Genomic DNA, 22,643 nt, shown 5'->3' on the forward strand with positions numbered 1-22,643 from the left:
CTGCTGGCTGAAATCGACGCCCATAAACAGTCACCATCAAATGGCAAGGGGATACACATGAAACGTCGCAGTCTGTTGAAGTTCGGCTCCATGTCGGGCGCGCTCGCGCTGGCAGGTCAGGTTCCGTTCGCGCAAGCGCAGTCCGACAGTGGTCCGATCAAGGTGGGGATTCTGCATTCGCTGTCCGGCACCATGGCGATCTCGGAGACGTCCCTGAAAGACACCGCGTTGATGACCATTTCGGAAATCAACAAGAGCGGTGGCGTGATGGGGCGTCAGATCCAGCCGGTGGTGGTCGATCCGGCGTCGAACTGGCCGCTGTTCGCCGAAAAAGCACGTCAGCTGATTACCCAGGAAAAGTGCGCCGCGGTGTTCGGCTGCTGGACCTCGGTGTCGCGCAAGTCGGTGCTGCCGGTGTTCGAGGAACTGAACGGCCTGCTGTACTACCCGGTCCAGTACGAAGGCGAGGAAATGTCGCGCAACGTGTTCTACACGGGCGCCGCGCCGAATCAGCAGGCGATCCCCGCGACCGAATATCTGATGAGCGCGGAAGGCGGCGGCGCCAAGCGCTACTTCCTGTTGGGCACCGACTATGTGTACCCCCGCACCACCAACAAGATTCTGCGCGCGTTCCTCAAATCGAAAGGCGTTCAGGACGCCGATATCCAGGAGGTCTACACGCCGTTCGGCCATAGCGACTATCAGACCATCGTCGCGAACATCAAGACCTTCTCGCAAGGCGGCAAGACCGCGGTGATCTCGACGGTGAACGGCGATTCGAACGTGCCGTTCTACAAGGAACTCGGCAACCAGGGGCTGAAGGCGACGGATGTGCCGGTGGTCGCGTTCTCGGTCGGCGAAGAAGAACTGCGCGGCATCGATACGAAGCCGCTGGTCGGCAACCTCGCGGCGTGGAACTACTTCATGTCGCTGCGCAATCCGGAGAACACCAAGTTCAAGGCGATGTTCGCCAAGTGGGTGAAGGACAACAACCTGCCGGGCGGCGACAAGCGCGTGACGAACGACCCGATGGAAGCCACCTTCGTGGGCATTCACATGTGGAAGCAGGCGGTCGAGAAAGCCAGGAGCGCCGATGTCGACAAGGTGCGCGTGGCGATGATCGGCCAGACCTTCAACGCACCGTCGGGCTTCGTGCTGACGATGGACGGCAATCACCATCTGCACAAGCCGGTGATGATCGGCGAAGTGCGCGCGGACGGTCAGTTCAACGTGGTGTGGCGCACCAAGACCGCGATTCGCGCGCAGCCGTGGAGTCCGTTTATCGCGGGCAATTCGAGCAAGCCGGATATGGTCAGCTCGATTCCAGACTTCCTCCGCCGCCGTCGCGTCGCCTGAGTTTTCTGAGCATGGAGTGATGGTGAACACGCCGTCACTCCTCCGAGACAGGCCCACCTCGCAGTCCGTTTGAACCCTGCCTATGATCTCCCGCTTTTATTGCAGAACGTTATTGGTGTCGCTTGCGTTCGCGCTGCTGAGTCCCGCCGCGTTCGCGCTGACGCAGGCCGACGTCGCGCCGCTCGCCGGCGACGACTTCGATGCCAAATCCGCGGCCGTCGACAAGCTGATCGCCAACCACGACAAAGAATCGATGGCGGTGCTCAAAGCGCTCTCCGACGACAGCGCGCTCGCCACCGACGCAGGCGCCGTGCTGCTGCAGGACGGCGACACCACGCGCGACGCGGTCACCGGCAAAACCGTCACCGCTGGGAGCGACGCGCAGTCGGTCACGCTGAACAATCTGCTGCGCTCGAAAGTAGCCGGCGCGCTGTCCGGCCTGCAACTCGATTCACCGGACAAAACAACCCGCGACGCCGCCGTCACGGCGCTGCTGCAAAACCCCGATCCATCGATCAAGCCGCTCGTCGACGCGGCCCGCGCGAAGGAAACCGATCCGACGCTGAAGAAGCGCCTCGACACGCTGTGGGCGATGACCGCGTTGCACGACACCGACCCGGCCAAGCGTCTCGACGCTGTGCAACTGGTCGCCGCGCGGCATGACCTCGACATGAACGAACTGCTGCGCCCGCTCGTCGCGAAGAAGCCGGACGGCACCTTCGCCGAGCCCGACGATCGCGTGCGCGCCGCCGCGCAAAGCGGCATCGACGAACTCGACGCGATCCAGCGCCGCAGCCAGATCGCCGGCACGCTGTTCGCGGGCCTGTCGCTCGGCAGCGTGCTGCTGCTCGCCGCGCTGGGGCTCGCCATCACGTATGGGCTGATCGGCGTCATCAACATGGCGCACGGCGAATTCCTGATGATCGGCGCGTATGCCACCTACGTCGTGCAGAACCTCTTTCAACGCTTCGCGCCCGGCGCGTTCGACTGGTATCCGCTGCTCGCGGTGCCGGCCTCGTTTGCGGCGGCGGGGCTGGTCGGCATCGTGCTCGAACGGCTGGTGCTGAAGCATCTTTACGGCCGTCCGCTGGAAACGCTGCTGACGACCTTCGGCGTCAGCCTGATCCTGATTCAGGCGACTCGCATGCTGTTCGGCGCGCAGAACGTGCAGGTGATCAACCCGTCGTGGATGAGCGGCGGCGTCACCGTATTGCCGAATCTGATCCTGCCGTATAACCGGCTCGCAATTCTGGCGTTCTCGATGATCGTGGTCGGGATTGCGTGGGCGGTGTTGACCAAGACACGCCTCGGCCTCTTCGTGCGCGCCGTCACGCAGAACCGGCGGATGGCCGCTTGCGTCGGTGTGAAAACCGCGCGGGTCGATTCGTATGCGTTCGCGTTCGGCGCGGGCATCGCCGGTCTCGGCGGTTGCGCGCTGTCGCAGATCGGCAATGTCGGACCGGACCTCGGCCAGAGCTACATCATCGATTCGTTCATGGCCGTGGTGCTCGGCGGCGTAGGTCAACTGGCCGGCACGGTGATCGGCGGCTTCGGGCTCGGTCTCGTCAGCAAGGCCATCGAACCGTTCTGGGGCGCGGTGCTCGCGAAGATCGCGGTGCTCGTGCTGATCGTGCTGTTCATCCAGAAGCGTCCGCAGGGCATGTTCGCCCTCAAGGGCCGTAGCGCGGAGGCATGATGACGACTGCTACTTCATCCGCCCATGTCGGCGCGAGCGGCGCCGCCGCAGCGGCCGACCGCGAGGCGCAGTCCGGCTTCGCACTCGGCTTGCCGCCGCGGCCCGCGCTGTTGTCGCGCCGCGCGTGGCTCGCGCTGATCGCGTTGATCATCGTGTTCGGTCTGGGCGTGCCGTTCGCCACGCTGGTCGTGCCGGACACCAGTGCGTTCCACCTGTCCGCCTACGCGATGACGATCACCGGCAAGTTCATGTGCTACGCGATCGCGGCGTTGGCGCTGGATCTCGTGTGGGGCTACTGCGGCATTCTGAGCCTCGGCCACGCGCTGTTCTTCGCGCTGGGCGGCTACGCGATCGGTATGTACCTGATGCGCGCCATCGGCCACGAGGGCAAGTACGGTAGCGATCTGCCGGACTTCATGGTGTTTCTCGACTGGCATCAGTTGCCGTGGTACTGGCAGGGCACCCAGCATCTCGGCTACGCGTTGCTGCTGGTGGTGCTGGTGCCGGCGGTCGTTGCGTGGGTGTTCGGCTTCTTCACGTTCCGCTCGCGCGTGAAAGGCGTGTATCTGTCGATCATCACGCAGGCCATGACCTTCGCCGCGATGCTGCTGTTTTATCGCAACGAAACCGGCTTCGGCGGCAATAACGGCTTTACCGACTTCAAACGGATCGGCGGCTTTCCGATCACGCATCCGGGTACGCGCACGGCGCTTCTGCTGATTACGTTCGCGGTGCTGGTGCTCGCGTTCATCGGCGCGCGCGCGATCGTCACGTCGAAACTCGGCCGCGTGGTGACCGCCGTGCGCGACGGCGAAACGCGTCTGATGTTCCTCGGCTACAGTCCGCTCGCGTACAAGCTGTTCGTGTGGACCGTGTCCGCGGTGTTGTGCGGCATTGCCGGCGCGTTGTATGTGCCGCAGGTCGGCATCATCAATCCGGGCGAGATGTCGCCCGGCAACTCGATCGAAATGGCGATCTGGGTCGCGGTGGGCGGGCGCGGCACGCTGATCGGGCCGATCATCGGCGCGTTCGCGGTGAACGGCGCGAAGAGCTTCTTTACCGCGAACTTCCCTGAATACTGGTTGTTCTTTCTTGGCCTGATCTTCGTGCTGGTCCCGCTGCTGCTGCCGAACGGCATCATGGGCCTGATCGAACTCGTGACGCGCAAGAGGAATCGCTCATGAACGAAAACCCGATGGTGCCTGATCTGGCGTTACCCGAAGAACCCGCTGAAACTTCATTGAGCGGCGTCGCGAGCATGGGGCGCGCTGTCACGCCGGGCGAGATCGACGTGTCGCACGGCACGATTCTTTACCTCGAAGACGTGACCGTGAGTTTCGACGGCTTTCGTGCGTTGAACGCGCTGACGCTGACCATCGACGCCGGCGAATTGCGCTGCATCATCGGGCCGAACGGCGCCGGCAAAACGACCATGATGGATGTGATCACGGGCAAGACCGAGCCGGATTCCGGCAAGGTGTTTCTCGGCCAGTCGATCGACCTGACACGGATGAACGAGCCTTCCATCGCGCGCGCGGGTATCGGTCGCAAGTTCCAGAAGCCGACGGTGTTCGAGCAGCATCCCGTGTGGGAAAACCTCGAACTGGCCATGAAAGCAGATAAGGGCTGGTGGGCCTCGTTACGCGCGCGGCTGGATCGCGAAGCGCAGGCGCGGATCGAAGAGACGCTGTCGTTGATCGGACTTGAAAGCGAAGCGCGGCGTCTGGCCGGTGAGCTCTCGCATGGACAGAAACAGCGGCTCGAGATCGGTATGTTGCTGATGCAACAACCTGCGTTGCTGCTGCTCGACGAACCCGCCGCCGGCATGACCGACGACGAAACCATGCAGCTCGCCGAGTTGCTCAATCATCTGCGCGGCACCTGTTCGATGATGGTCGTCGAGCACGATATGGAGTTCGTCGCGGCGTTGTCGGGCGAGACCGGCAAGGTGACGGTGATGGCCGAAGGACACGTGCTCGCGCACGGCACGCTCGATCAGGTCAAGCGGGACGAGACGGTGATCGAGTCTTACCTGGGTCGGTGAAAGAGCCTGCAAGAAGGTCTGAGAATCTAAGGGTCGAACGGATATGCTCGAAGTAGAAAACCTGAACCAGTATTACGGCGGCAGTCACATTCTGCGGAATGTGAAGCTCACTGTGCCCGATGGCAAGCTCACGGTTCTGCTGGGCCGCAACGGCGTGGGGAAGACCACGTTGTTGCGCTGCCTGATGGGTGTCGTGCAGACCAAAAGCGGCTCGATTGCGTGGCGTGGTGCGCCGATTACCAAATTGCCGACTTACTCCCGTGTGGAAAAAGGCCTGGCGTATGTGCCGCAGGGGCGCGATATTTTTCCGCGTCTGACCGTCGAGGAAAATCTGCTGGTCGGCGCCGCGAGCAAGAAAGCGCCGAAGAAGATTCCGGATCGCATTTACGAACTGTTTCCTGTTCTGAAGGACATGCGCACGCGGCGCGGCGGCGATCTGTCTGGCGGTCAACAGCAACAACTCGCGATTGGCCGCGCACTGATGAGCGATCCGCAACTGCTCATTCTCGATGAACCCACCGAAGGGATTCAACCGTCGATCATTCAGGACATCGGGCGCACGCTGCGTCAACTGGTCGAAGAGATGGGCATGACCGTGCTGCTGGTCGAGCAGTACTACGACTTCGCTAAAGATATCGCCGACCGGTATTGGGTGATGAGCCGGGGCGAGATCGTCGCGGGTGGCGAAGGGGCGAATATGGATACGGACGGGGTGCGTGCGCTGATTGCTGTTTGATGCGTGCGGCGCGGTTCAGGGCCTCTGGCCGCGCGTGCTATTCTCGCCGCATCTTGTGGCGGCGCTGTTCGCGCGTTGTCTGACGCGCTCAGGCACGTTCCGTCCTAACACGTCGATCGCTCGTTCATTCGCATGTCGCTTCACGAAAATCACATCACGCTCGCCACTGCTGCACAAGCCAGTGCGCATTCGCAATGGCGCGCGCGGCTCGAACTCGGGTTCGTCGAACACGATGGGCGGACTACCCTCAAGCATCGGCTGCATGAGGGGCCGTTGCGAATTCAACGGCCGCTCTATCCCGAAGGTCAGGCGATCTGTCATGCGGTGATCGTGCATCCGCCGGGTGGAGTGGCGGGTGGGGATCGGCTGGATATCGATGTGGATGTTGGCGCTCGCGCGCATGCTGTTGTCACTACGCCTGGGGCGACCAAGTGGTACAAGTCGAATGGGCGGGAGGCTCGGCAGCAGATTGCCGTGCGGGTTGGCGAGAATGCCAGGCTCGATTGGTTGCCGCAGAACAATATCGTTTTTGATCACGCTAATGCTGGGCTTGAGTTCTCATTGACACTGGCTGAGGGGGCTACCGCTTTAGGTTGGGATGCCACCCAACTCGGCCGGCAGGCAGCCGGTGAGCGGTGGTCCGAAGGAACCCTGCGGGCCGTGTCGCGGATCGTCGGGCCAAAGGGTGAGTTGCTTTGGCTTGAGCGCGCCAATCTTGCTGCAAGCGATTCGTTGCGGGATGCGGCGCAAGGGTTGGCCGGGTTTCCCGCTTATGGCACGTTGTGGGCCGTTGGGGCGGCTTGTGATGATGCTCTCGCTGAGGCGATTACGGCGCAGATGCCGTTTGATGATTCTCTGCGTGGCGCGGCCTCCTGTGTCACCAACGGCGTGGTTATCGTGCGCGCTGTCTCGCGGTCCATGGAGACGCTGCAGCGTGCTCTTACTCAGTGCTGGTTGCAGTTGCGCCCCGTTGTGCATGGGGTTCGGGCTGTGCCTTTGCGGATTTGGAATACGTAGGCTGTCTTTGTCTGCATGCCTGCGGGGTTGGCCTTTCCTTGTTGTCATGGTGGTCTATTAGCGTCGCCCCTGTGCGGGGCGGCACTCACTTTTCTTTGCCTGCCCTCCATGTCAGCCTAGTTGTCGCGTCGCCCGAACCGATTGATGTAAAGATGGAGGGCGGACAGCGAAAGGAAGATGCAACGCTATTCAGCAGAGACGCGGGAATGGGTAGTCCAACAGATGATGCCGCCGTTCAATCGTGCGGTCATCGAGCTGGCGGGAGCGACGGGCATCACGACGGTGACGCTACGCGCCTGGCGGCAGAGCGCAAGACAGGCTGGGGAATTCATGCCGGGTAATGGCAAGACAAGCGATCAATGGTCGAGCGCCGACAAGTTCAGGGTGGTGCTGGAGACGGCGTCGCTGAGCGAGGTGGAGACTTCAGAGTACTGCCGCAGGAAGGGCATCTATCCGGAGCAGATCCGGCAGTGGCGCGAGGCGTGCGAGCAGGCCAACCCGCCGGAGGTAAAACTCACGCTGGCCCAGCGCCTGGAAGTGAAGGCCCAGCAGAAACGCATCCGTGAACTGGAGCGTCAACTCAAGCGCGCCGATGCGGCACGTGCGGAGGCGGCGGCGTTGCTGAACCTGCGAAAAAAAGCCGACGCGATCTGGGGCAAGGAAGAGGAAGACTGATCAGCCGCCCGGATCGCGATGAAGCCATGCAGTTGATCGACGAAGCGGTGCAGCAGGGGGCGCGCCGTGCCCTTGCGTGTGAGCAGTTGGGGATCAGCGTGCGCAGCGTGCAGCGCTGGCGCGAAACGCGGCAGGATGGCCGGACGCTGGCCATCCGGGAGGCGCCGCCGAACCGGCTGACTGAGGCCGAGCGTGAGGCCGTGCTGGAGGTGGCCAACCGCCCGGGTTATGCGAGTCTGACGCCCCACCAGATCGTGCCGAAACTGGCTGATGAGGGCGTGTATATCGCGTCCGAATCGACGTTCTACCGGATCCTGAAAGCAGCCGGTCAGGGGCAGCGTCGCGGTCGCGCGCAGGCCCCACAACGACGCACGCTCACGACGCATTGCGCCACCGGCCCGAACCAGGTGTGGTGCTGGGATATCACGTGGATGCCCAGCACGGTGCGGGGGCGCTACTTCTACTGGTACATGATGAAGGACATCTACAGCCGCAAGCTGGTGATGAACGAGGTGTGGGAGCAGGAGTCGGCCGAGCACGCGGGCGTGCTGCTGGCCAAGGGGTGTCTGCGCGAAGGCATTGCCGGTCGTCCGCTGGTGCTGCACTCGGATAACGGCAGTGCGATGAAGGGCGCCACGATGCGCGCGGCCATGATTGATCTGGGCGTGCAGCCTTCATTCAGCCGGCCGCGCGTGAGCAACGACAACGCGTTTGCCGAGTCGCTGTTCCGCACGGCGAAGTATTGTCCGATGTGGCCCGAGCAGCCGTTTGATACGCTCGACGCTGCCCGTGTCTGGGTTCAGCGCTTTGTGCAGTGGTACAACGAGGAGCACCGTCACAGTGGCCTGAAATATGTCAGTCCGGCGCAACGGCATCGCGGCGAAGCGAACGAGCTGCTGGTCCGACGGCGTGCACTCTACCAAACCTCGCGCCAGCGCAATCCCGCACGCTGGTCAGGCGCTATCCGCAACTGGCACCTCGCGGATTCGGTCTATCTGAACCCTGAGCGAACCCAGGCTTCGGCCGACATGTATAAGCACGCAGCGTAACGGTTCACGCGACAACTACCTTGACACACACCGCCTGCCGCAAAGCAAAGTAAGCAAAAGAAAGCGGCTCAACCCGCTAGCTCATAAGCGGGTCCCTCGCACAGCCACGGTAGTGGCTCATCTGGAATCTGCGCTCTCGCACATTCCGCGTTGGTGACACAGCAGTCATTCTTCCGGCGGCGCTTCGCGCGCCGTCGCGGTTGCTCATCCTCGTGGCTGCTTTCACCTTCGTAAGATCAGGTGCACCACGCTGGCGCGTCGCGTCGTTCCGCTTTGGTGCATCACCCCCCTCCTTCGCTCGCCAGCCTTTGCTGCACCGGCTTGGCACATACCTTGCATCGATTTCGTCACGATGCTGCCGCGCCCCTGACGGCAGCCGACCCGCTCGACACCACGCTTACACAACATGAAACGATCCGCTTCCCGCCCCGCGCGTCGCGCCTGGCTCGCCGCTCTTCTGCTGTCGCCAGTTCTCGTCATTACCGCGCCCGCCGCTCACGCGGATACGCTCGATAACATCGCTAAGGCCGGGGTGCTCAAAGTCGCCGTGCCGGAAGACTATCCGCCGTTCGGTTCGGTCGGCGCGGATATGAAGCCGCAAGGCTATGACATCGATACCGCCGCCCTCCTCGCGAAGTCGATGAACGTGAAGCTCGAACTCGTGCCAGTCAATAGCGCGAACCGGATCCCGTATCTGCAAACCGGTAAGGTCGATCTGGTCATCTCGTCTCTCGGTAAAACGCCCGACCGCGAGAAGGTCATCGATTTCTCCAACACCTATGCGCCGTATTACCAGGGGGTGTTCGGTCCCGCTGATATCAAGGTCTCCGGTCCCGCCGATCTCACCGGTAAAACCGTCGGCGCCACCCGCGGCGCACTCGAGGAAATCGCCCTCACGCAAATGGCGCCGAATGCGACCATCAAACGCTTCGAAGATAACAACGCCACCATCGCGGCGTTTCTCTCGGGGCAAGTGCAGTTGATCGCTGCCGGCAATATCGTCGCTGCCGCGATTCTCGCGAAAAATCCGCCGCGTCGGCCGGAGCCGAAGTTCGTTATCAAGAACTCGCCGTGCTTCGTCGGTATGAACAAGAATGAGCCGCGTCTGCAGCAGAAAGTGAATGCGGCTATCGCGCAAGCGAAACAGGACGGCACGCTCAACACGATGTCGAAAAAATGGTTCGGCGCTCCACTGCCCGCCGACCTGTAAGCGCATCGTTAGCCGAACTTGATACTGTGACCGGCTTATCCGGCATTGCACTCGTCATGGCTTCATCCCGTGCGCCGCACGCGATCGCAGCCATGGCACGCAGCGCCTAACATCGTCGTAGCCGGTGCCCCCACGGGGCCGCCGCCGCGGCCGTCGCAACCCTACGCACACATTCGATGAAGCTGACACCTCGCGAGAAGGACAAGCTGCTGATCTTCACCGCCGCGCTGCTCGCCGAAAGGCGCCGCGCCCGCGGCCTCAAACTGAATTACCCGGAAGCGATCGCGTTCATCACCGCCGCGCTGATGGAAGCGGCCCGCGACGGCAAAACCGTCGCCGAGGTCATGCACTACGGCACCACGCTGCTCACCCGTGACGACGTCATGGAAGGCGTGCCGGAAATGATCCCGGACATCCAGGTCGAAGCCACCTTCCCCGACGGCACCAAGCTCGTCACCGTGCATCACCCGATCCCCTAATCACGAAGGCAGCCCCATGATTCCCGGCGAACTCATCATCGACGACGGCGAACACGAGCTCAACGCGGGCCGCGCCACCGTGACGGTCCTCGTGTCGAACACCGGCGACCGGCCCGTGCAGATCGGCTCGCATTACCACTTCTACGAAGTCAACGAAGCACTCGCCTTCGACCGCGAAGCGGCGCGCGGCTTCCGGCTGAATATCGCGGCAGGCACTGCGGTGCGCTTCGAGCCCGGCCAGGAACGCACCGTCGAGCTGGTCGAACTGGCGGGCGACCGTGTCGTCTACGGCTTCAACGGCAAGGTGATGGGCAAGCTGTGATGCGCCACGCGCGCTCGCTCGCCTGAACCGCCCTGCTCATTTCCGGACCCACACCATGACCTTACGCATTGGCCGCCGCGCTTACGCGGAAATGTTCGGCCCCACCACCGGCGACCGCGTGCGCCTCGCCGATACCGAGCTGCTGATCGAAGTCGAACGCGACTTCACCACCTACGGCGAAGAAGTGAAATTCGGCGGCGGCAAAGTGATTCGCGACGGCATGGGCCAGTCGCAGCGCGTGCATGCCGACGTGGTCGATACCGTCGTGACCAACGCGCTGATTCTCGATCACTGGGGCATCGTCAAGGCCGACATCGGCATCAAGAACGGCCGCATCGCGGCGATCGGCAAGGCGGGCAATCCGGACATCCAGCCGAACGTGACGATCGCGATCGGCGCGTCCACGGAAGTGATCGCCGGCGAAGGGCTGATCGTGACGGCGGGCGGCATCGACACGCACATTCACTTCATCAGCCCGCAGCAGATCGAAGAAGCGCTCGCGAGCGGCGTGACGACCATGCTCGGCGGCGGCACGGGTCCGGCCACCGGCACCAACGCGACCACCTGCACGCCGGGTCCGTGGCATCTCGAACGCATGCTGCAGGCCGCCGACGGTTATCCGATGAACCTCGGCTTTCTCGGCAAGGGCAACGTGAGCCAACCGCAACCGGCGCTGGAACAGATCGCCGCCGGCGCCATCGGTCTGAAGCTTCACGAGGACTGGGGCACGACGCCGGCCGCGATCGACAACTGTCTTTCCGTTGCCGACGACACCGACACGCAGGTCGCGATCCACACGGACACGCTGAACGAAGCGGGTTTCGTGGAAGCGACCGTGGCCGCGTTCAAGGGCCGCACGATTCACACGTATCACACGGAAGGCGCGGGCGGCGGCCACGCGCCGGACATCATCAAGGTGTGCGGCGAAGCGAACGTGCTGCCCTCGTCGACCAATCCGACGCGCCCGTACACCGTCAATACGCTCGACGAACATCTCGACATGCTGATGGTGTGCCACCACCTGGACCCGTCGATCGCGGAAGACATCGCGTTCGCCGAGTCGCGGATTCGCCGCGAAACCATCGCGGCGGAAGACATCCTGCACGACCTCGGCGCGTTGTCGATGCTGTCGTCGGATTCGCAGGCCATGGGCCGCGTCGGCGAAGTGATCATCCGCACCTGGCAGACCGCGCACAAGATGAAGGTGCAACGCGGCGCGCTGCCCGAAGACAACGCGCGCCACGATAATTTTCGCGCGAAGCGTTACATCGCCAAGTACACGATCAATCCGGCCATCACGCACGGCATCTCGCATGAAGTCGGATCGATCGAACCAGGCAAGTGGGCCGATCTGGTGTTCTGGGAACCGGCGTTCTTCGGCGTCAAGCCGTCGCTGATTCTGAAGGGCGGGATGATCGCGATGGCGCAGATGGGCGACCCGAACGCGTCGATCCCGACACCCCAGCCGGTCCACTATCGCGAGATGTTCGCGACGCGCGGCGGTGCGTTGGGGCGCACGTCGCTGACCTTCGTCTCGCAACTCGCCGCCGATGCAAACGTGGGCGAACGTTATGGACTGAACAAACGTATCGTCGCGGTGAAGAACTGCCGCAACATCTCGAAGGCCGACATGATTCACAACGCGTGGCGCCCGACTATCAGCGTCGATCCGGAAACCTACCAGGTGATCGCCGACGGTCAGTTGCTGACCTGCGAACCGGCCACCGTGCTGCCGATGGCGCAGCGCTACTTCCTGTTCTAAATCATGCGCACACTCGACAAACTGATCGCGCCGCATCTGAAGCTGGCACCGGTGCTGGTGAAGCGCGCGCCGACGCTCACGCTGGCATTCGACGAGCGTCGCAAGAGCCGGCTCGCGGCCACGCTGGATAGCGGTGAAGAGATTGCGTTGCTGTTGCCGCGCGGCACGGTGCTGCGCGACGGCGACGTGCTGGTCGCCGACGACGGCGGTCTCGTGCGCGTGGTGGCCGCGCCGGAAGCGGTGCTGGTCGTGCGCGCGAAAGACGTGTTGACGCTGACGCGCGCCGCTTATCACCTCGGCAATCGTCATACGCCGGTGGAAGTCGGCGCGGATTATCTGAAGCTCGAATACGATCCGGTGCTGGCCGACATGCTCAAGCGCATCGGCGCGACGGTCGATCAGGTATCGATGCCGTTTCAGCCGGAATCCGGCGCGTATGGCGGCGGCCATAAGCATGGGCATGACGAGACGTTCGCCGAGGACTATGCGCTCGCGCAGCAGGTGTTTGGCGAGCATCATGGGCATGATCACGGGCATTCGCACGAGCAGGGGCATGACCACGCTCATGGGGATGCTCACTCGCACGACCATGATCACGACGAGCACAGCCATGCGCACGGCCACTCGCATGATCACGGCCACGATCACAGCGCCCACGATCACGCTAAAGCCGCCTCCGACCACGTCCACGACGAATCGTGCAGCCACGGCCATCACCACCACCATGCGCATCGCTGAACTCACGGCGCTGCTGCATCTCGCGTCGCCGGCGCTGCCGATCGGCGCGTTCAGCTACTCGCAAGGCCTCGAAGCGGCGATCGAAGCGCAACTGATCACCGACGCCGATTCCGCCCGCGCCTGGATCGCGAGCGGCCTCTCCGACGTGCTCGCGCACGGCGAACTGCCGTTCATCGCGCATCAGATGGAACGCTGGCGCACGCATGACGCCGCCGGTCTCGCCGAAGCCAACAGCGAATTCCTCGCCAGCCGCGAGTCCGCGGAACTGCGCCGCGAAACCGAACAGATGGGCTGGTCGCTGCGGCAGTTGTGCGTCTCGCTGGAATGGGGCGATGCCGCCCGACGCGCGACGCTCGCCGCGCTCACGCCGCTCGCGCAACCCACGGCCTTTGCCTTCGCCGCCTACACGCACGACGTCGCCGTCGACGCCACCCTCGCCGCCTACGCGTTCAGCTGGGTGGAGAACCAGGCGGCCGCCGCATTGAAGGCCGTGCCGTTGGGACAGCTCGCGGGGCAACGCATCATCGTCGCGTTACGCGAGCCGATCGACGCTGCCGTCACGCGCGCCCTGGCCACGCCGCCGGATCACATCAACACGTTCGCGCCGCAGCTCGGCATTCTGTCGGCGCGCCACGAGTCGCAGTATTCGCGGCTCTTTCGCTCATAAAACGATCCATCATGAACGCACCTCATCATCCCGCCCTGCGCACCAAAAAACTGCCGCCGCTGCGCGTGGGCGTCGGCGGCCCGGTCGGCTCGGGCAAGACCACGTTGCTCGAAATGCTCTGCAAGGCGATGCGCGAGCGCTACGACCTCGTCGCGATCACCAACGACATCTACACGAAAGAAGATCAGCGTCTGCTGACGGTGGCGGGTGCGTTGCCGGCCGAGCGGATCATGGGCGTCGAAACCGGCGGCTGCCCGCACACGGCGATTCGCGAAGACGCGTCGATCAATCTCGAAGCGGTGGACCGCATGCTGACGCGTTTTCCCGACGCGGATATCGTGTTCATCGAATCGGGCGGCGACAATCTCGCGGCGACTTTCAGCCCGGAATTGTCGGACCTGACGATCTATGTGATCGACGTGGCCGGCGGCGAGAAGATTCCGCGCAAAGGCGGCCCCGGCATCACGAAGTCGGATTTGCTGGTGATCAACAAGACGGACCTCGCGCCGTTTGTCGGCGCGAACCTGGAGGTGATGGCGTCCGACGCGAAGAAAATGCGCGGCGAACGGCCGTTCGTGATGTGCAATCTGAAGGCGCTGGACGGCCTTCCGGATGTGATCGCGTTTATTGAAAAGAAGGGGTTGTTGAAGGTGTGAGGCTTCACTCGCCCGGATGGCATTCCAGCAGGAAGGCCATCATCTCCGAGCCGTCCTTCGACAGATAAAAGCGCACCATCTTTTCGTTGAAATCGGCAGCGCGTTGCGCCGGAACACTGATCGCGTCGATACCGTTTGCCATCAGCACGCCGTTCATCATGAAGCGCGAGGTGCGCTTGTTGCCGTCGAAGAAAAACTGCTGCAACGCGCCGAACAGAAAGAACGCGCAACCGCGCTCGAACGCGTTTGAAACCTGCTCGGTGAGCGCAAGCGTGCCGGCGGCGAAAACGCGGTTGAGTTCCGGTGCGCCGGGCAAAGTGGGGAGCGGCGTATGCCGACCGGCCTCACCTAACGCGACATCAGGCGTGTAACGCGTTTCCTCGCCCTCCCCGCGAAAGACACCCCATTCGAGCGCTTCGTTACGCGCTACCAATCGATGCAAGTCGCAAAACGTGGCCTTGTCGAGCGCAAAGCGCCCGTTCTGCACCATCGCCAACAGATGCTTCGAACTGTCCGCCAGATTCAGGACCTGTTCCTGATCCGAGATTTTCCGGCCGCCTACCGTAACGCCGTCAAGCAGCGTTTTCACTTCGGGAAACGTAAAAGGATTCCCTTCCAGCACGCTCGCGTCCCACACGAATTCCGGCAGCATTCGGTGAAAACGGAAACTCACCCGCTTGATCGAATGAGTCGGGACGTCTTGTGGAATCGCGGCGCGATCCCATTGAAAGCCGAGGTCGGTGAAAAGCGTCATCGCAGGTGGTGAAAAAGCGGTTCAAGTCACAGAGCGGCAGAACACCGCCCCAATCTTCGCAGAATATATTACTTATCGATGCGCGAAGCGCCGAGTCACGCGCCGCGATCCGCAGCACCCGCCCCCACGCCTACTCCGGCAACAACGCCATCAACACATCCACCGTACGCGCCGTCGCGCCGCGATGGCGCGCGGCAAACGCCGACGCCGCGCCGCCCATCGCCAGCCGCCGGGCCTTGTCGCCGAACAGTTCGCGCAGGGCCTTCGCCAGTTCGGCGGGGTCCTGCACCTGCACTGCCGCGCCTGCCGCGACTGCATCGGCCGTGGCCTGCGTGAAGTTGAACACGTGCGGGCCGATCAGCACCGGCACACCGACCGCGCAGGCTTCGATCAGATTCTGTCCACCAAGCGGCAGCAAGCTGCCACCGATAAACGCGAGATCCGAAGCCGCGTAGTAAGCGCCCAGCTCGCCCATCGAATCGCCCAGCAGCACGTTCACGCCAGCGGGCAAAGCCGCCAACCCACCACCGCTCGTGGCCGCAGCCGCCGATGCCACCTTCGCACCCGGCGCCCAGTTCGAACGCCGTTCGAGCCGCATCCCCAACCGTTCGACCAACGCGGCCACTTCGTTGAAGCGCTGCGGGTGACGCGGCACCAGGATCAGCAACGCATCGTCCACACCCAGCGCCGCGAACGCCTGCAACACCAGCTCCTCTTCGCCTTCACGCGTACTCGCCGCCACCCACACCGGCCGCGTGCCGATCGCCGCACGCCACGCATGACCGCGCGCCGCCAACTCAGGCGGCGTGCTCATGTCGAACTTCAGATTGCCGAGCACCGCCACATTGCGCGCGCCCAGCGCGGTCAGCCGCTCCGCATCCGACGGACTCTGCGCCAGCACACGCGCGAAGCCACCGAACACGTCTTTGGTCGCGCCGCCGAACTTGGCCGCGCGCTTGAACGAGCGCGCCGACATCCGCGCGTTGGTCAGCACCAGCGGCACCTCCGCGCGACGGCATTCGTCGATCAGCGTCGGCCACACTTCGGTTTCCATCACCAGACCGAGCGACGGACGCCACGTCCGCAAAAACCGCCGCACCGCGTGCGGCATGTCGTATGGCAAAAAGCTGCGCAGCACCCGGTCGCCGAAGATCTCCTCGCCGGTCGCGCGGCCGCTCGGCGTCATGTGCGTCAGCAGAATGCGCGCGTCGGGACGCGCCTCGATCAGCGCGTCGATCAACGGTTGCGCGGCGCGCGTCTCGCCCACCGACACCGCATGCACCCAGATCAACGGCGCGTTGTCTTCAGGCAGCCGGCCGCGCGCGTAACCGAAGCGCTCGCCGATATGCTCGCGATAACCGCGTTCCTTGCGCGACCGGATCAACAGACGCAGCACGGCAAGCGGCGCGACGATCCACCAGAGCGCGTTATAGATCACCCTCAGCATCGGGGCTCCGCGCGTCTGAGCCTACGACCCGGCGCGGCTTGCCGATCCGGCCGCCGCGCACCATTCACCTCATGGACCGCGGCGCTCAAACCAGCGCCTTGCCCTGCAGGCGCTCGAGAATGCCGAGCGGCGCGCATTCGGGTTGCGCCATCGCCTTGACCGGCAGGAAGAAGGTCTGCTCCAGCATGAACTGGCCGGACATCACCGCGTGCGAAGTCTGGTCCGAGAAACACACCCACACGCTGCCCGGCGGAAACGGCATGGTCTCCTGCGGGCTCGACTTCTGATAGTCGAGGTCGGCTTTCATGCCGTCGTGCAGATTCAGCATCAGATGGTCGTACTCGCTGCGCGGCGATTTGGTCACGTGCAGCAGATTCAGCAGCCACGCGGCGCCCGGCATTTGCGGTTTGATGCGCGGCAGGAAGCGTTTGGCCATGTCCTCGAACGGTTCGCCGACGCGCCACACGCGCGGCGACCCGTTCGGATTGACGTTGGTGAACACGCGCAGAATCCGCTCGCCGTAGTTCGGCCGCGACGGGAACGCGTCGACATGCAGGCGGCTATCGTCCTTGCGCCACGAGGTTTCGCGCGTTTCCACCTGATGCAGCCGCAGGCTGGTCGGCGCCACCCGCAGCTTGCCGTTGTATTCGGGGAAGAGGCCGTCCACCAGCGTGCGCGCATTGGCCTGATAACGCGCGATCAACGCACGCACCGCCGACTGCGTGACGGCGTCGCCGGCCACGCCATGCAGCGCGCCGCCGTTGGGTTCGAGACTGATGTTCTTGCGATTCGGATCGGCGAGCGCGGGATCGAGCAGCGCCGGTTCGCCGCCTTCGATCGCGAAACGCAGGTTCGGGAAATACAGCACTTTGCCGCGTTCGACGCCGGCGAGCAGCGTCTCGCGCGGCACGGACAGGTTGCGTCCGTGCCAGTCGGCGTTCGCTACTTCGATGATCTGGGTTTCGTTCATGGTCGCCCTTGAAAACGGATGGAGCTTAAGGCGAAGCGCACCGCACGGGCTACAGCAGGCCAAATCCGGCCAGCGCCGACTTCACCTGCTGCAGCGTAGGCGGCTGCCCGGCCGTGCCGAGATTGACGACGTTCGGCGACCAGTAGCCGCCGGTGCGCCACGCGGTGGCGAAATTGTACAACTCGACCGTCGGGCGCTTCAGCGCCGCCGCGATGTGGACTAGACCTGTGTCAACCCCCACCGTCGCGGCCGCGCCTTCGATCAGGCCGACCACCGCGGGCAACGACAGCTTCGGCGGCACGATGGCCGCCGCGCCGAATTCCTTCGCCAGCCGCTCGCTGGTGGCGCGCTCTTCCTCGCTGCCCCATGGCAGCACGAGCGACGCGCCGCGCCGCACCAGCGACTGCCCCAGCTCGATCCACGCGGTATCCGGCCACTGCTTGTCGGCCCGCGAGGTGGCATGCACGAACACCACGTACGGCACCGGCAGGTTCAGATCGGCCTGCGACAACGCCAGCGCGGCGCGCTGGGTGTCGAGACCGAAGTCGATCTCGTCGGTGGGTTGCGGCGCCGGGTCGTTCAACGCCGCGGCCACCAGTTGCCGCGTGCGTTCGACCACATGGGTGCGCGGCTCGATCGGCACGCGCTTGTCGTAGAAGAACCGCACCGGCCATTCAAAGCCGGCGCCGTCGGTGCGATTCGCGAGGCCGACCAGCGGTCCGCGCGCCATGCTCGCGACCCACGCGGTCTTGATGAGCCCCTGGCAGTCGATCACCAGGTCGTAGTTTTCGGCGGCAAGCGCGCGGCGAAACGCGCCGATCTCGCGCCAGTTTTCCGCCGACAGCAAACGCTTGCGCCAACGCCGCAGCGACACGGGAATCGCGCGCCGCACGCCGCTCACGAGCTGCACGAGGCCGACGAAGCTCTCTTCGACGAGCCAGTCGATCTGCGCCTCGGGATGGCGGCGCCGGATGTCGGCAATCACCGGCATGTTGTGAACGACGTCGCCCAACGACGACACCCTCACGATCAGTATCTTTTGCACGCTCAAGAGTGGGAAAACCGGCTATCCGGCCCGAAGATGCGTTGAAAGAGCCCCAAAGGGCGGAGAAAACACGGATGTCCCGGTTGTCTCACGAGGACGGCAATTCTAGCGCGTTGCATGTCAATTACATGAAAAAACGCGGCGCGGTAAGTCAAACCCGCGCCGCGTTCGACGACGGCGGCGATTCGGGTCGAAGCGCGACCCGAATCGCCCCGCCGCTGCAACGTTTAGAACGGCAGCTTCGCGTCCGCCTTTTCCGCGAGAATCACGCGGCGGAAGTCTTCCTGAATGCGCTTGAGCGCCGCGTCGTTGTCGGCTTCGAAACGCATCACCACCACCGGCGTGGTGTTCGACGAACGCGCCAGACCGAAACCGTCCGGATACTCGACGCGCAGGCCGTCGATCGTCACGACGTCGTCCGCGCCGGTGAACTTTGCGTTTTTCTGCATACGCGCGATCAGTTCGAAGTTTTCGCCTTCTTCGAGCTTCAGTTGCAGTTCCGGTGTGGAATGCGAGTTCGGCAACGAATTCAGCAGCGCGCTCGGGTCCGACACCCGCGTGAGGATTTCAAGCAGGCGCGCGCCGGTGTACAGGCCGTCGTCGAAACCGTACCAACGGTCCTTGAAGAACACGTGGCCGCTCATTTCGCCCGCCAGCGGCGCGCCGGTTTCACGCAGCTTCGCCTTGACGAGCGAGTGGCCAGTCTTCCACATCAGCGGCTCGCCACCTTTTTCCTTGACCCACTTGGCCAGATTGCGCGTGCACTTCACGTCGTAAATGATCTGCGCGCCCTTGTTGCGCGACAGCACTTCTTCAGCGAACAGCATGAGCTGACGGTCCGGGTAGATGATCTGGCCGTCTTTGGTAACCACACCGAGGCGGTCGCCGTCGCCGTCGAACGCGAAGCCGATTTCAGCGTCCGTTTCCTTCAGCGCGCGAATCACGTCCTGCAGATTTTCCGGGTGCGCCGGGTCCGGGTGATGGTTCGGGAAGTTACCGTCGATCTCGGTGAACAATTCGACCAGTTCGCAGCCGAGCTTCTTGAAGAGCTTCGGCGCGAGACCGCCGGCCACGCCGTTGCCGGTGTCGACCACGATCTTCATGGGGCGTGTGAGCTTGATGTCGCTGGCAATACGATCGAGATAAACATCCGCGATGTCGTATTCGGTGTAGGTGCCGCTGCCTTGCGAGAAATTGTCGTCGACGATGCGCTGATGGAGTGCCAGGATCTGTTCGCCGTAAATGGCCGCGCCGCGCAGAACCATCTTGAAGCCGTTGTAGTCCGGCGGATTGTGGCTGCCCGTCACCACGATGCACGAATCGACGCGGCGCTCGCCGCCGGCCAGTTGCAGCGGTACGCTGGCCGCGAAGTAGCCGACCGGCGTGGGCACCATGCCGACGTTGACCACGTCGACGCCCGCTTCACGCAAGCCGTCCGACAGCGCCTGGATCAGTTCAGGACCCGACAGGCGGCCGTCACGCGCAACCACCACGGCGTCCCCGCCTTGCGCCCGCACTTCGCTGCCGAATGCGCGGCCGATGGAACGCGCGGCGTCGGCGTCGAGCGTCTTGCCGATTACGCCACGAATGTCATACGCCTTGAAAATAGATTTGGAGATCATGTTGGCTCACTTGCGTGCAATGGAAAATTTTGACTGGCGCACCGACTAACGATCGGTAAAACATAGCGATGAAACATTGCGATGCGCCCTCGCCGGAAGCGATCCGGTTCCAACTTATAATCGCGTTTTTCGGACCTGCCTGATTACGCCATTCTAATGCTTAGACGCTCTCCATTTGTAACGTTGCCGCGACGGCCAACCCAGTGGGGAGAGTGGCAGATCACCGATGCGCGCGTTGTACCCGCGTTTCCCATCATGCAAGTCGAACAGTGCGAGCCCGCGGACCGCCACGCGGCCATCGCATGCTGACGCTCAAACGCTTCGCCAATCCGGACGTTACGCGCGCCTTCGCGAATATCGTCTGGCTAGGCCTCGAACGGCTCACGCAGATCGGCGTGGCGATCGCGATCAGCGGCATGCTGGCGCGTTACTTCGGGCCGGACACGTTCGGCAAGTGGCAATACGCGAACACGCTGCTGCTGGTGCTGTCGCCGATCACCTGGGTGTGCGGCGCGGAAATCCTCGTGCCCACCATCGTCGCGCGGCCGCCCGCGCAACTGGGCACCGTGCTCGGCAGTGCCTTCGCGCTGCGCTTTTCCGTGTCGGCCGTGGCCTTGCTGCTCACCTGGCTCGGCATTGCGTTGCACTTCTTCGACCCGCTGGTCGGCGCCATGCTCGCCGGCCTCGCGGTGACCATGCTGTTTCGCGAGCCGTTCGTCGGCGTGATCAACGCGTGGCTGCAAAGCATGACCTACAGCAAGCCGCAGTTGCTGACCAGCATGAGCACCGCCGTGCTCAAGGCCGGCCTCGTCTATCTGCTGGTGCGCGCGGCGGCCACGCCCGCGCGCTTCGGCTGGCTGTGGGCGCTCGAGTCGGCCGTGATCGGCGCGGTGCTGCTGATCTATTTCATCCGGCGGCATGGCGGCACGCTCGGCTGGCGCATCGACCGTTCGCTGTTCAGGCATTTCGCCAGCGCGGGGACCGTGTTCTGGGTCGGCCTGATCTGTATGTACCTGTTCCTGAAACTGGACCGGCTCATGCTCGAACACACCATTTCGTTCGCCGACCTCGGGCGCTATTCCGCCGCCCAGCAATTGAACGAAAACTGGATCACGCTCGCGCTGATGCTCGCGCAGACCATCGCACCCGCCTTCGTCTACCGGGTGCAGGACGCCGCGCAGCTGCGCCGCAATATGTGGAGGCTCACTGCGATGACTGCCGCGCTGATGGTGAGCGGCGCGCTCGTGCTCGATCTGCTGGCCGGCTTGATCATTCGCCGCGTGTTCGGGCCGGACTTCGAAGGCGCGATCGAGATCTTTCGTTGGGCGGTCTGGCTGTCCGTGCCCGCCGGCATCGAAGCAATCGGCAATCTGATCGTGCTCAAGTATCAGGCGCGCTTCGTCCTGCTCGCCAAATGGGTGCTGGCGCTGGCCGTCGCGTTCGTGGTAAATCTGCTGGCGATTCCGCGGCTGGGCGCCTACGGTGCGCTGGTCGGCCTCGCGGCCGGCTATCTGGCCGCCGCGTCGGTTAATCTTTATTACATTCGTTTCAAATTGCGCCCATGACGAACTCATCCGCCGCCGCGCAGATTCCCCTCGACGACGTCGCGGTGTTGATGCCCGCGTACAACGGTCAGGCCGACGTCGATCTGACGCTCGCGTCGTTCAGCGAAACCGCGCCGATCCACGTGCTGATCGTCGACGACGGCAGCACGCCGCCCATCGTCGCACCGGTCATCGCCAACATGACGATCGAGGTGCTGCGCATGCCGCAGAATGGCGGCATTGAACGTGCGCTGCAAACCGGCATCGACACGCTCGCTGAGCGCGGCTTTCGCTACGCGGCCCGCATCGACGCGGGCGACCGCAGCGTGCCGCAGCGGCTCGCCAAACAACGCGTGTTCATGGAGTTGCATCCGCGTGTGGCCGGCCTCGGCATGTGGACGCAAGTCGTCACGCGAGCCGGCAAACCGCTTTTCATGCTGACGCCGCCGCCTGAGCCCAAAGCGATCCGGCGCATGCGCTTCTTCCGCTTAAGTCTCGCGCATCCGTCGATGATGCTGCGTATCGACGCCGTGCGCGAAGTCGGCAACTATCGCGCCGAGTACGGCTCCGCCGAAGACCTCGATCTGTTCGTGCGTCTGATGCAGCGCTACGACTGCGCGAACCTGCCGGAGCTCGGGCTCTACTACGAGCTGAACGAAGGCGGCATCAGCGCGACCAAACGGCGCAGTCAGGTGATCTCGACCCTGCGTCTGCAATTGCGCTACTTCAACCCCGTCAATCCGTACGACTGGCTTGGCCTCGCCAAGAATCTGCTGCATCTGGTGACACCGTACCGCGCGCTGCAGCGGATCAAACGTCTGCTGCTCGCGCCGCGCGCGAGTCGTTGATTCACC

21 protein-coding genes are annotated in these 22,643 nt (G+C 63.7%); 16 read left to right on the plus strand and 5 right to left on the minus strand.

The window, feature by feature from the left end; all coding sequences use genetic code 11:
- Positions 1 to 57 precede the first annotated feature (57 nt).
- The 14 genes from urtA to ureG all read left to right on the plus strand — a co-directional run bounded on the left by urtA (position 58) and on the right by ureG (position 14,407).
- Positions 58 to 1,356 carry an urea ABC transporter substrate-binding protein gene (urtA, locus tag GGD40_RS08720; protein WP_179743381.1) on the plus strand — a complete coding sequence of 433 codons (1,299 nt, stop codon included), beginning with the start codon at positions 58 to 60 and terminating at the stop codon, positions 1,354 to 1,356.
- 82 nt (positions 1,357 to 1,438) lie between these two features.
- Positions 1,439 to 3,052, plus strand: coding sequence for an urea ABC transporter permease subunit UrtB (urtB, locus tag GGD40_RS08725; RefSeq protein ID WP_257030380.1), 1,614 nt, complete (start codon positions 1,439 to 1,441; stop codon positions 3,050 to 3,052).
- Positions 3,052 to 4,236, plus strand: a complete 1,185-nt coding sequence (gene urtC / locus GGD40_RS08730; RefSeq protein ID WP_179744907.1) for an urea ABC transporter permease subunit UrtC — start codon at positions 3,052 to 3,054, stop codon at positions 4,234 to 4,236. Before urtB ends, urtC begins: the two co-directional genes overlap by 1 nt.
- On the plus strand, positions 4,233 to 5,096 hold the full coding sequence (urtD, locus tag GGD40_RS08735) for an urea ABC transporter ATP-binding protein UrtD (protein WP_035552609.1): 864 nt from the start codon (positions 4,233 to 4,235) through the stop codon (positions 5,094 to 5,096). The genes urtC and urtD overlap by 4 nt, the downstream gene beginning before the upstream one ends.
- Before the next feature lie 43 nt (positions 5,097 to 5,139).
- The gene (gene urtE / locus GGD40_RS08740) at positions 5,140 to 5,832 is read left to right on the plus strand and encodes an urea ABC transporter ATP-binding subunit UrtE (RefSeq protein WP_179706496.1); all 693 of its coding nucleotides are present in this window, start codon (positions 5,140 to 5,142) and stop codon (positions 5,830 to 5,832) included.
- A 132-nt stretch (positions 5,833 to 5,964) separates the two neighbouring features.
- Positions 5,965 to 6,849, plus strand: a complete 885-nt coding sequence (locus tag GGD40_RS08745) for an urease accessory protein UreD (RefSeq protein WP_179743382.1) — start codon at positions 5,965 to 5,967, stop codon at positions 6,847 to 6,849.
- A 177-nt stretch (positions 6,850 to 7,026) separates the two neighbouring features.
- Positions 7,027 to 8,573, plus strand: a protein-coding gene (locus tag GGD40_RS08750) for an IS3 family transposase (RefSeq protein WP_373565269.1) whose coding sequence is annotated in 2 segments (ribosomal slippage) — positions 7,027 to 7,492 and positions 7,492 to 8,573 — 1,548 coding nt in all. Because the reading frame shifts where the segments join, the coding sequence is not laid out codon by codon here.
- A gap of 406 nt (positions 8,574 to 8,979) precedes the next feature.
- Positions 8,980 to 9,783, plus strand: coding sequence for a transporter substrate-binding domain-containing protein (locus GGD40_RS08755; protein ID WP_179743383.1), 804 nt, complete (start codon positions 8,980 to 8,982; stop codon positions 9,781 to 9,783).
- Between the two features lie 176 nt (positions 9,784 to 9,959).
- Complete coding sequence (gene ureA / locus GGD40_RS08760; RefSeq protein WP_011487082.1) at positions 9,960 to 10,262, plus strand: urease subunit gamma; 303 nt, start codon at positions 9,960 to 9,962, stop codon at positions 10,260 to 10,262.
- Positions 10,263 to 10,278: 16 nt separating this feature from the next.
- Positions 10,279 to 10,584, plus strand: coding sequence for an urease subunit beta (locus GGD40_RS08765; protein ID WP_035552621.1), 306 nt, complete (start codon positions 10,279 to 10,281; stop codon positions 10,582 to 10,584).
- Positions 10,585 to 10,639: 55 nt separating this feature from the next.
- On the plus strand, positions 10,640 to 12,346 hold the full coding sequence (ureC, locus tag GGD40_RS08770) for an urease subunit alpha (protein ID WP_179743384.1): 1,707 nt from the start codon (positions 10,640 to 10,642) through the stop codon (positions 12,344 to 12,346).
- Positions 12,347 to 12,349: 3 nt separating this feature from the next.
- The gene (gene ureE, locus GGD40_RS08775) at positions 12,350 to 13,084 is read left to right on the plus strand and encodes an urease accessory protein UreE (RefSeq protein WP_179743385.1); all 735 of its coding nucleotides are present in this window, start codon (positions 12,350 to 12,352) and stop codon (positions 13,082 to 13,084) included.
- Positions 13,071 to 13,751 (plus strand): urease accessory protein UreF, encoded by a 681-nt coding sequence (locus tag GGD40_RS08780; RefSeq protein ID WP_179743386.1) that lies wholly within the window; start codon positions 13,071 to 13,073, stop codon positions 13,749 to 13,751. The genes ureE and GGD40_RS08780 overlap by 14 nt, the downstream gene beginning before the upstream one ends.
- 11 nt (positions 13,752 to 13,762) lie before the next feature.
- Positions 13,763 to 14,407, plus strand: coding sequence for an urease accessory protein UreG (ureG, locus tag GGD40_RS08785; RefSeq protein WP_179706507.1), 645 nt, complete (start codon positions 13,763 to 13,765; stop codon positions 14,405 to 14,407).
- Positions 14,408 to 14,411: 4 nt separating this feature from the next.
- Here ureG and GGD40_RS08790 read toward each other — a convergent pair whose 3' ends face one another.
- From GGD40_RS08790 to GGD40_RS08810, 5 genes are all read right to left on the minus strand, one after another.
- A complete protein-coding gene (locus tag GGD40_RS08790) occupies positions 14,412 to 15,161 on the minus strand; it encodes a Fic family protein (RefSeq protein WP_179743387.1) in 750 nt (249 codons plus the stop codon).
- Between the two features lie 130 nt (positions 15,162 to 15,291).
- On the minus strand, positions 15,292 to 16,608 hold the full coding sequence (gene waaA, locus GGD40_RS08795) for a lipid IV(A) 3-deoxy-D-manno-octulosonic acid transferase (RefSeq protein WP_179743388.1): 1,317 nt from the start codon (positions 16,606 to 16,608) through the stop codon (positions 15,292 to 15,294).
- An 85-nt stretch (positions 16,609 to 16,693) separates the two neighbouring features.
- Positions 16,694 to 17,578: a Kdo hydroxylase family protein gene (locus GGD40_RS08800; protein ID WP_179706512.1), complete on the minus strand. Its 885-nt coding sequence runs from the start codon at positions 17,576 to 17,578 to the stop codon at positions 16,694 to 16,696.
- A gap of 49 nt (positions 17,579 to 17,627) precedes the next feature.
- Positions 17,628 to 18,629, minus strand: a complete 1,002-nt coding sequence (waaC, locus tag GGD40_RS08805) for a lipopolysaccharide heptosyltransferase I (protein ID WP_179743389.1) — start codon at positions 18,627 to 18,629, stop codon at positions 17,628 to 17,630.
- A gap of 221 nt (positions 18,630 to 18,850) precedes the next feature.
- Positions 18,851 to 20,245, minus strand: coding sequence for a phosphomannomutase/phosphoglucomutase (locus GGD40_RS08810; RefSeq protein WP_179743390.1), 1,395 nt, complete (start codon positions 20,243 to 20,245; stop codon positions 18,851 to 18,853).
- Positions 20,246 to 20,547: 302 nt separating this feature from the next.
- On the opposite strand from GGD40_RS08810, the gene GGD40_RS08815 reads away from it, so the two are divergent.
- Both GGD40_RS08815 and GGD40_RS08820 read left to right on the plus strand, forming a co-directional pair.
- Positions 20,548 to 21,810: an oligosaccharide flippase family protein gene (locus GGD40_RS08815; RefSeq protein ID WP_179743391.1), complete on the plus strand. Its 1,263-nt coding sequence runs from the start codon at positions 20,548 to 20,550 to the stop codon at positions 21,808 to 21,810.
- Positions 21,807 to 22,637, plus strand: coding sequence for a glycosyltransferase (locus GGD40_RS08820; protein ID WP_179743392.1), 831 nt, complete (start codon positions 21,807 to 21,809; stop codon positions 22,635 to 22,637). The genes GGD40_RS08815 and GGD40_RS08820 overlap by 4 nt, the downstream gene beginning before the upstream one ends.
- Positions 22,638 to 22,643 lie beyond the last annotated feature (6 nt).

This window comes from Paraburkholderia bryophila (genome assembly GCF_013409255.1).
Taxonomy (GTDB): Bacteria; Pseudomonadota; Gammaproteobacteria; order Burkholderiales; family Burkholderiaceae; genus Paraburkholderia.

Excerpts from the sequence above, each read along its gene's own strand:
- urtA (WP_179743381.1), top strand. The coding sequence starts at position 58 with ATGAAACGTCGCAGTCTGTTGAAGTTCGGCTCCATGTCGGGCGCGCTC.
- urtB (WP_257030380.1), top strand. The coding sequence starts at position 1,439 with ATGATCTCCCGCTTTTATTGCAGAACGTTATTGGTGTCGCTTGCGTTC.
- urtC (WP_179744907.1), top strand. The coding sequence starts at position 3,052 with ATGACGACTGCTACTTCATCCGCCCATGTCGGCGCGAGCGGCGCCGCC.
- urtD (WP_035552609.1), top strand. The coding sequence starts at position 4,233 with ATGAACGAAAACCCGATGGTGCCTGATCTGGCGTTACCCGAAGAACCC.
- urtE (WP_179706496.1), top strand. The coding sequence starts at position 5,140 with ATGCTCGAAGTAGAAAACCTGAACCAGTATTACGGCGGCAGTCACATT.
- GGD40_RS08745 (WP_179743382.1), top strand. The coding sequence starts at position 5,965 with ATGTCGCTTCACGAAAATCACATCACGCTCGCCACTGCTGCACAAGCC.
- GGD40_RS08755 (WP_179743383.1), top strand. The coding sequence starts at position 8,980 with ATGAAACGATCCGCTTCCCGCCCCGCGCGTCGCGCCTGGCTCGCCGCT.
- ureA (WP_011487082.1), top strand. The coding sequence starts at position 9,960 with ATGAAGCTGACACCTCGCGAGAAGGACAAGCTGCTGATCTTCACCGCC.
- GGD40_RS08765 (WP_035552621.1), top strand. The coding sequence starts at position 10,279 with ATGATTCCCGGCGAACTCATCATCGACGACGGCGAACACGAGCTCAAC.
- ureC (WP_179743384.1), top strand. The coding sequence starts at position 10,640 with ATGACCTTACGCATTGGCCGCCGCGCTTACGCGGAAATGTTCGGCCCC.
- ureE (WP_179743385.1), top strand. The coding sequence starts at position 12,350 with ATGCGCACACTCGACAAACTGATCGCGCCGCATCTGAAGCTGGCACCG.
- GGD40_RS08780 (WP_179743386.1), top strand. The coding sequence starts at position 13,071 with ATGCGCATCGCTGAACTCACGGCGCTGCTGCATCTCGCGTCGCCGGCG.
- ureG (WP_179706507.1), top strand. The coding sequence starts at position 13,763 with ATGAACGCACCTCATCATCCCGCCCTGCGCACCAAAAAACTGCCGCCG.
- GGD40_RS08790 (WP_179743387.1), bottom strand. The coding sequence starts at position 15,161 with ATGACGCTTTTCACCGACCTCGGCTTTCAATGGGATCGCGCCGCGATT.
- waaA (WP_179743388.1), bottom strand. The coding sequence starts at position 16,608 with ATGCTGAGGGTGATCTATAACGCGCTCTGGTGGATCGTCGCGCCGCTT.
- GGD40_RS08800 (WP_179706512.1), bottom strand. The coding sequence starts at position 17,578 with ATGAACGAAACCCAGATCATCGAAGTAGCGAACGCCGACTGGCACGGA.
- GGD40_RS08810 (WP_179743390.1), bottom strand. The coding sequence starts at position 20,245 with ATGATCTCCAAATCTATTTTCAAGGCGTATGACATTCGTGGCGTAATC.
- GGD40_RS08815 (WP_179743391.1), top strand. The coding sequence starts at position 20,548 with ATGCTGACGCTCAAACGCTTCGCCAATCCGGACGTTACGCGCGCCTTC.
- GGD40_RS08820 (WP_179743392.1), top strand. The coding sequence starts at position 21,807 with ATGACGAACTCATCCGCCGCCGCGCAGATTCCCCTCGACGACGTCGCG.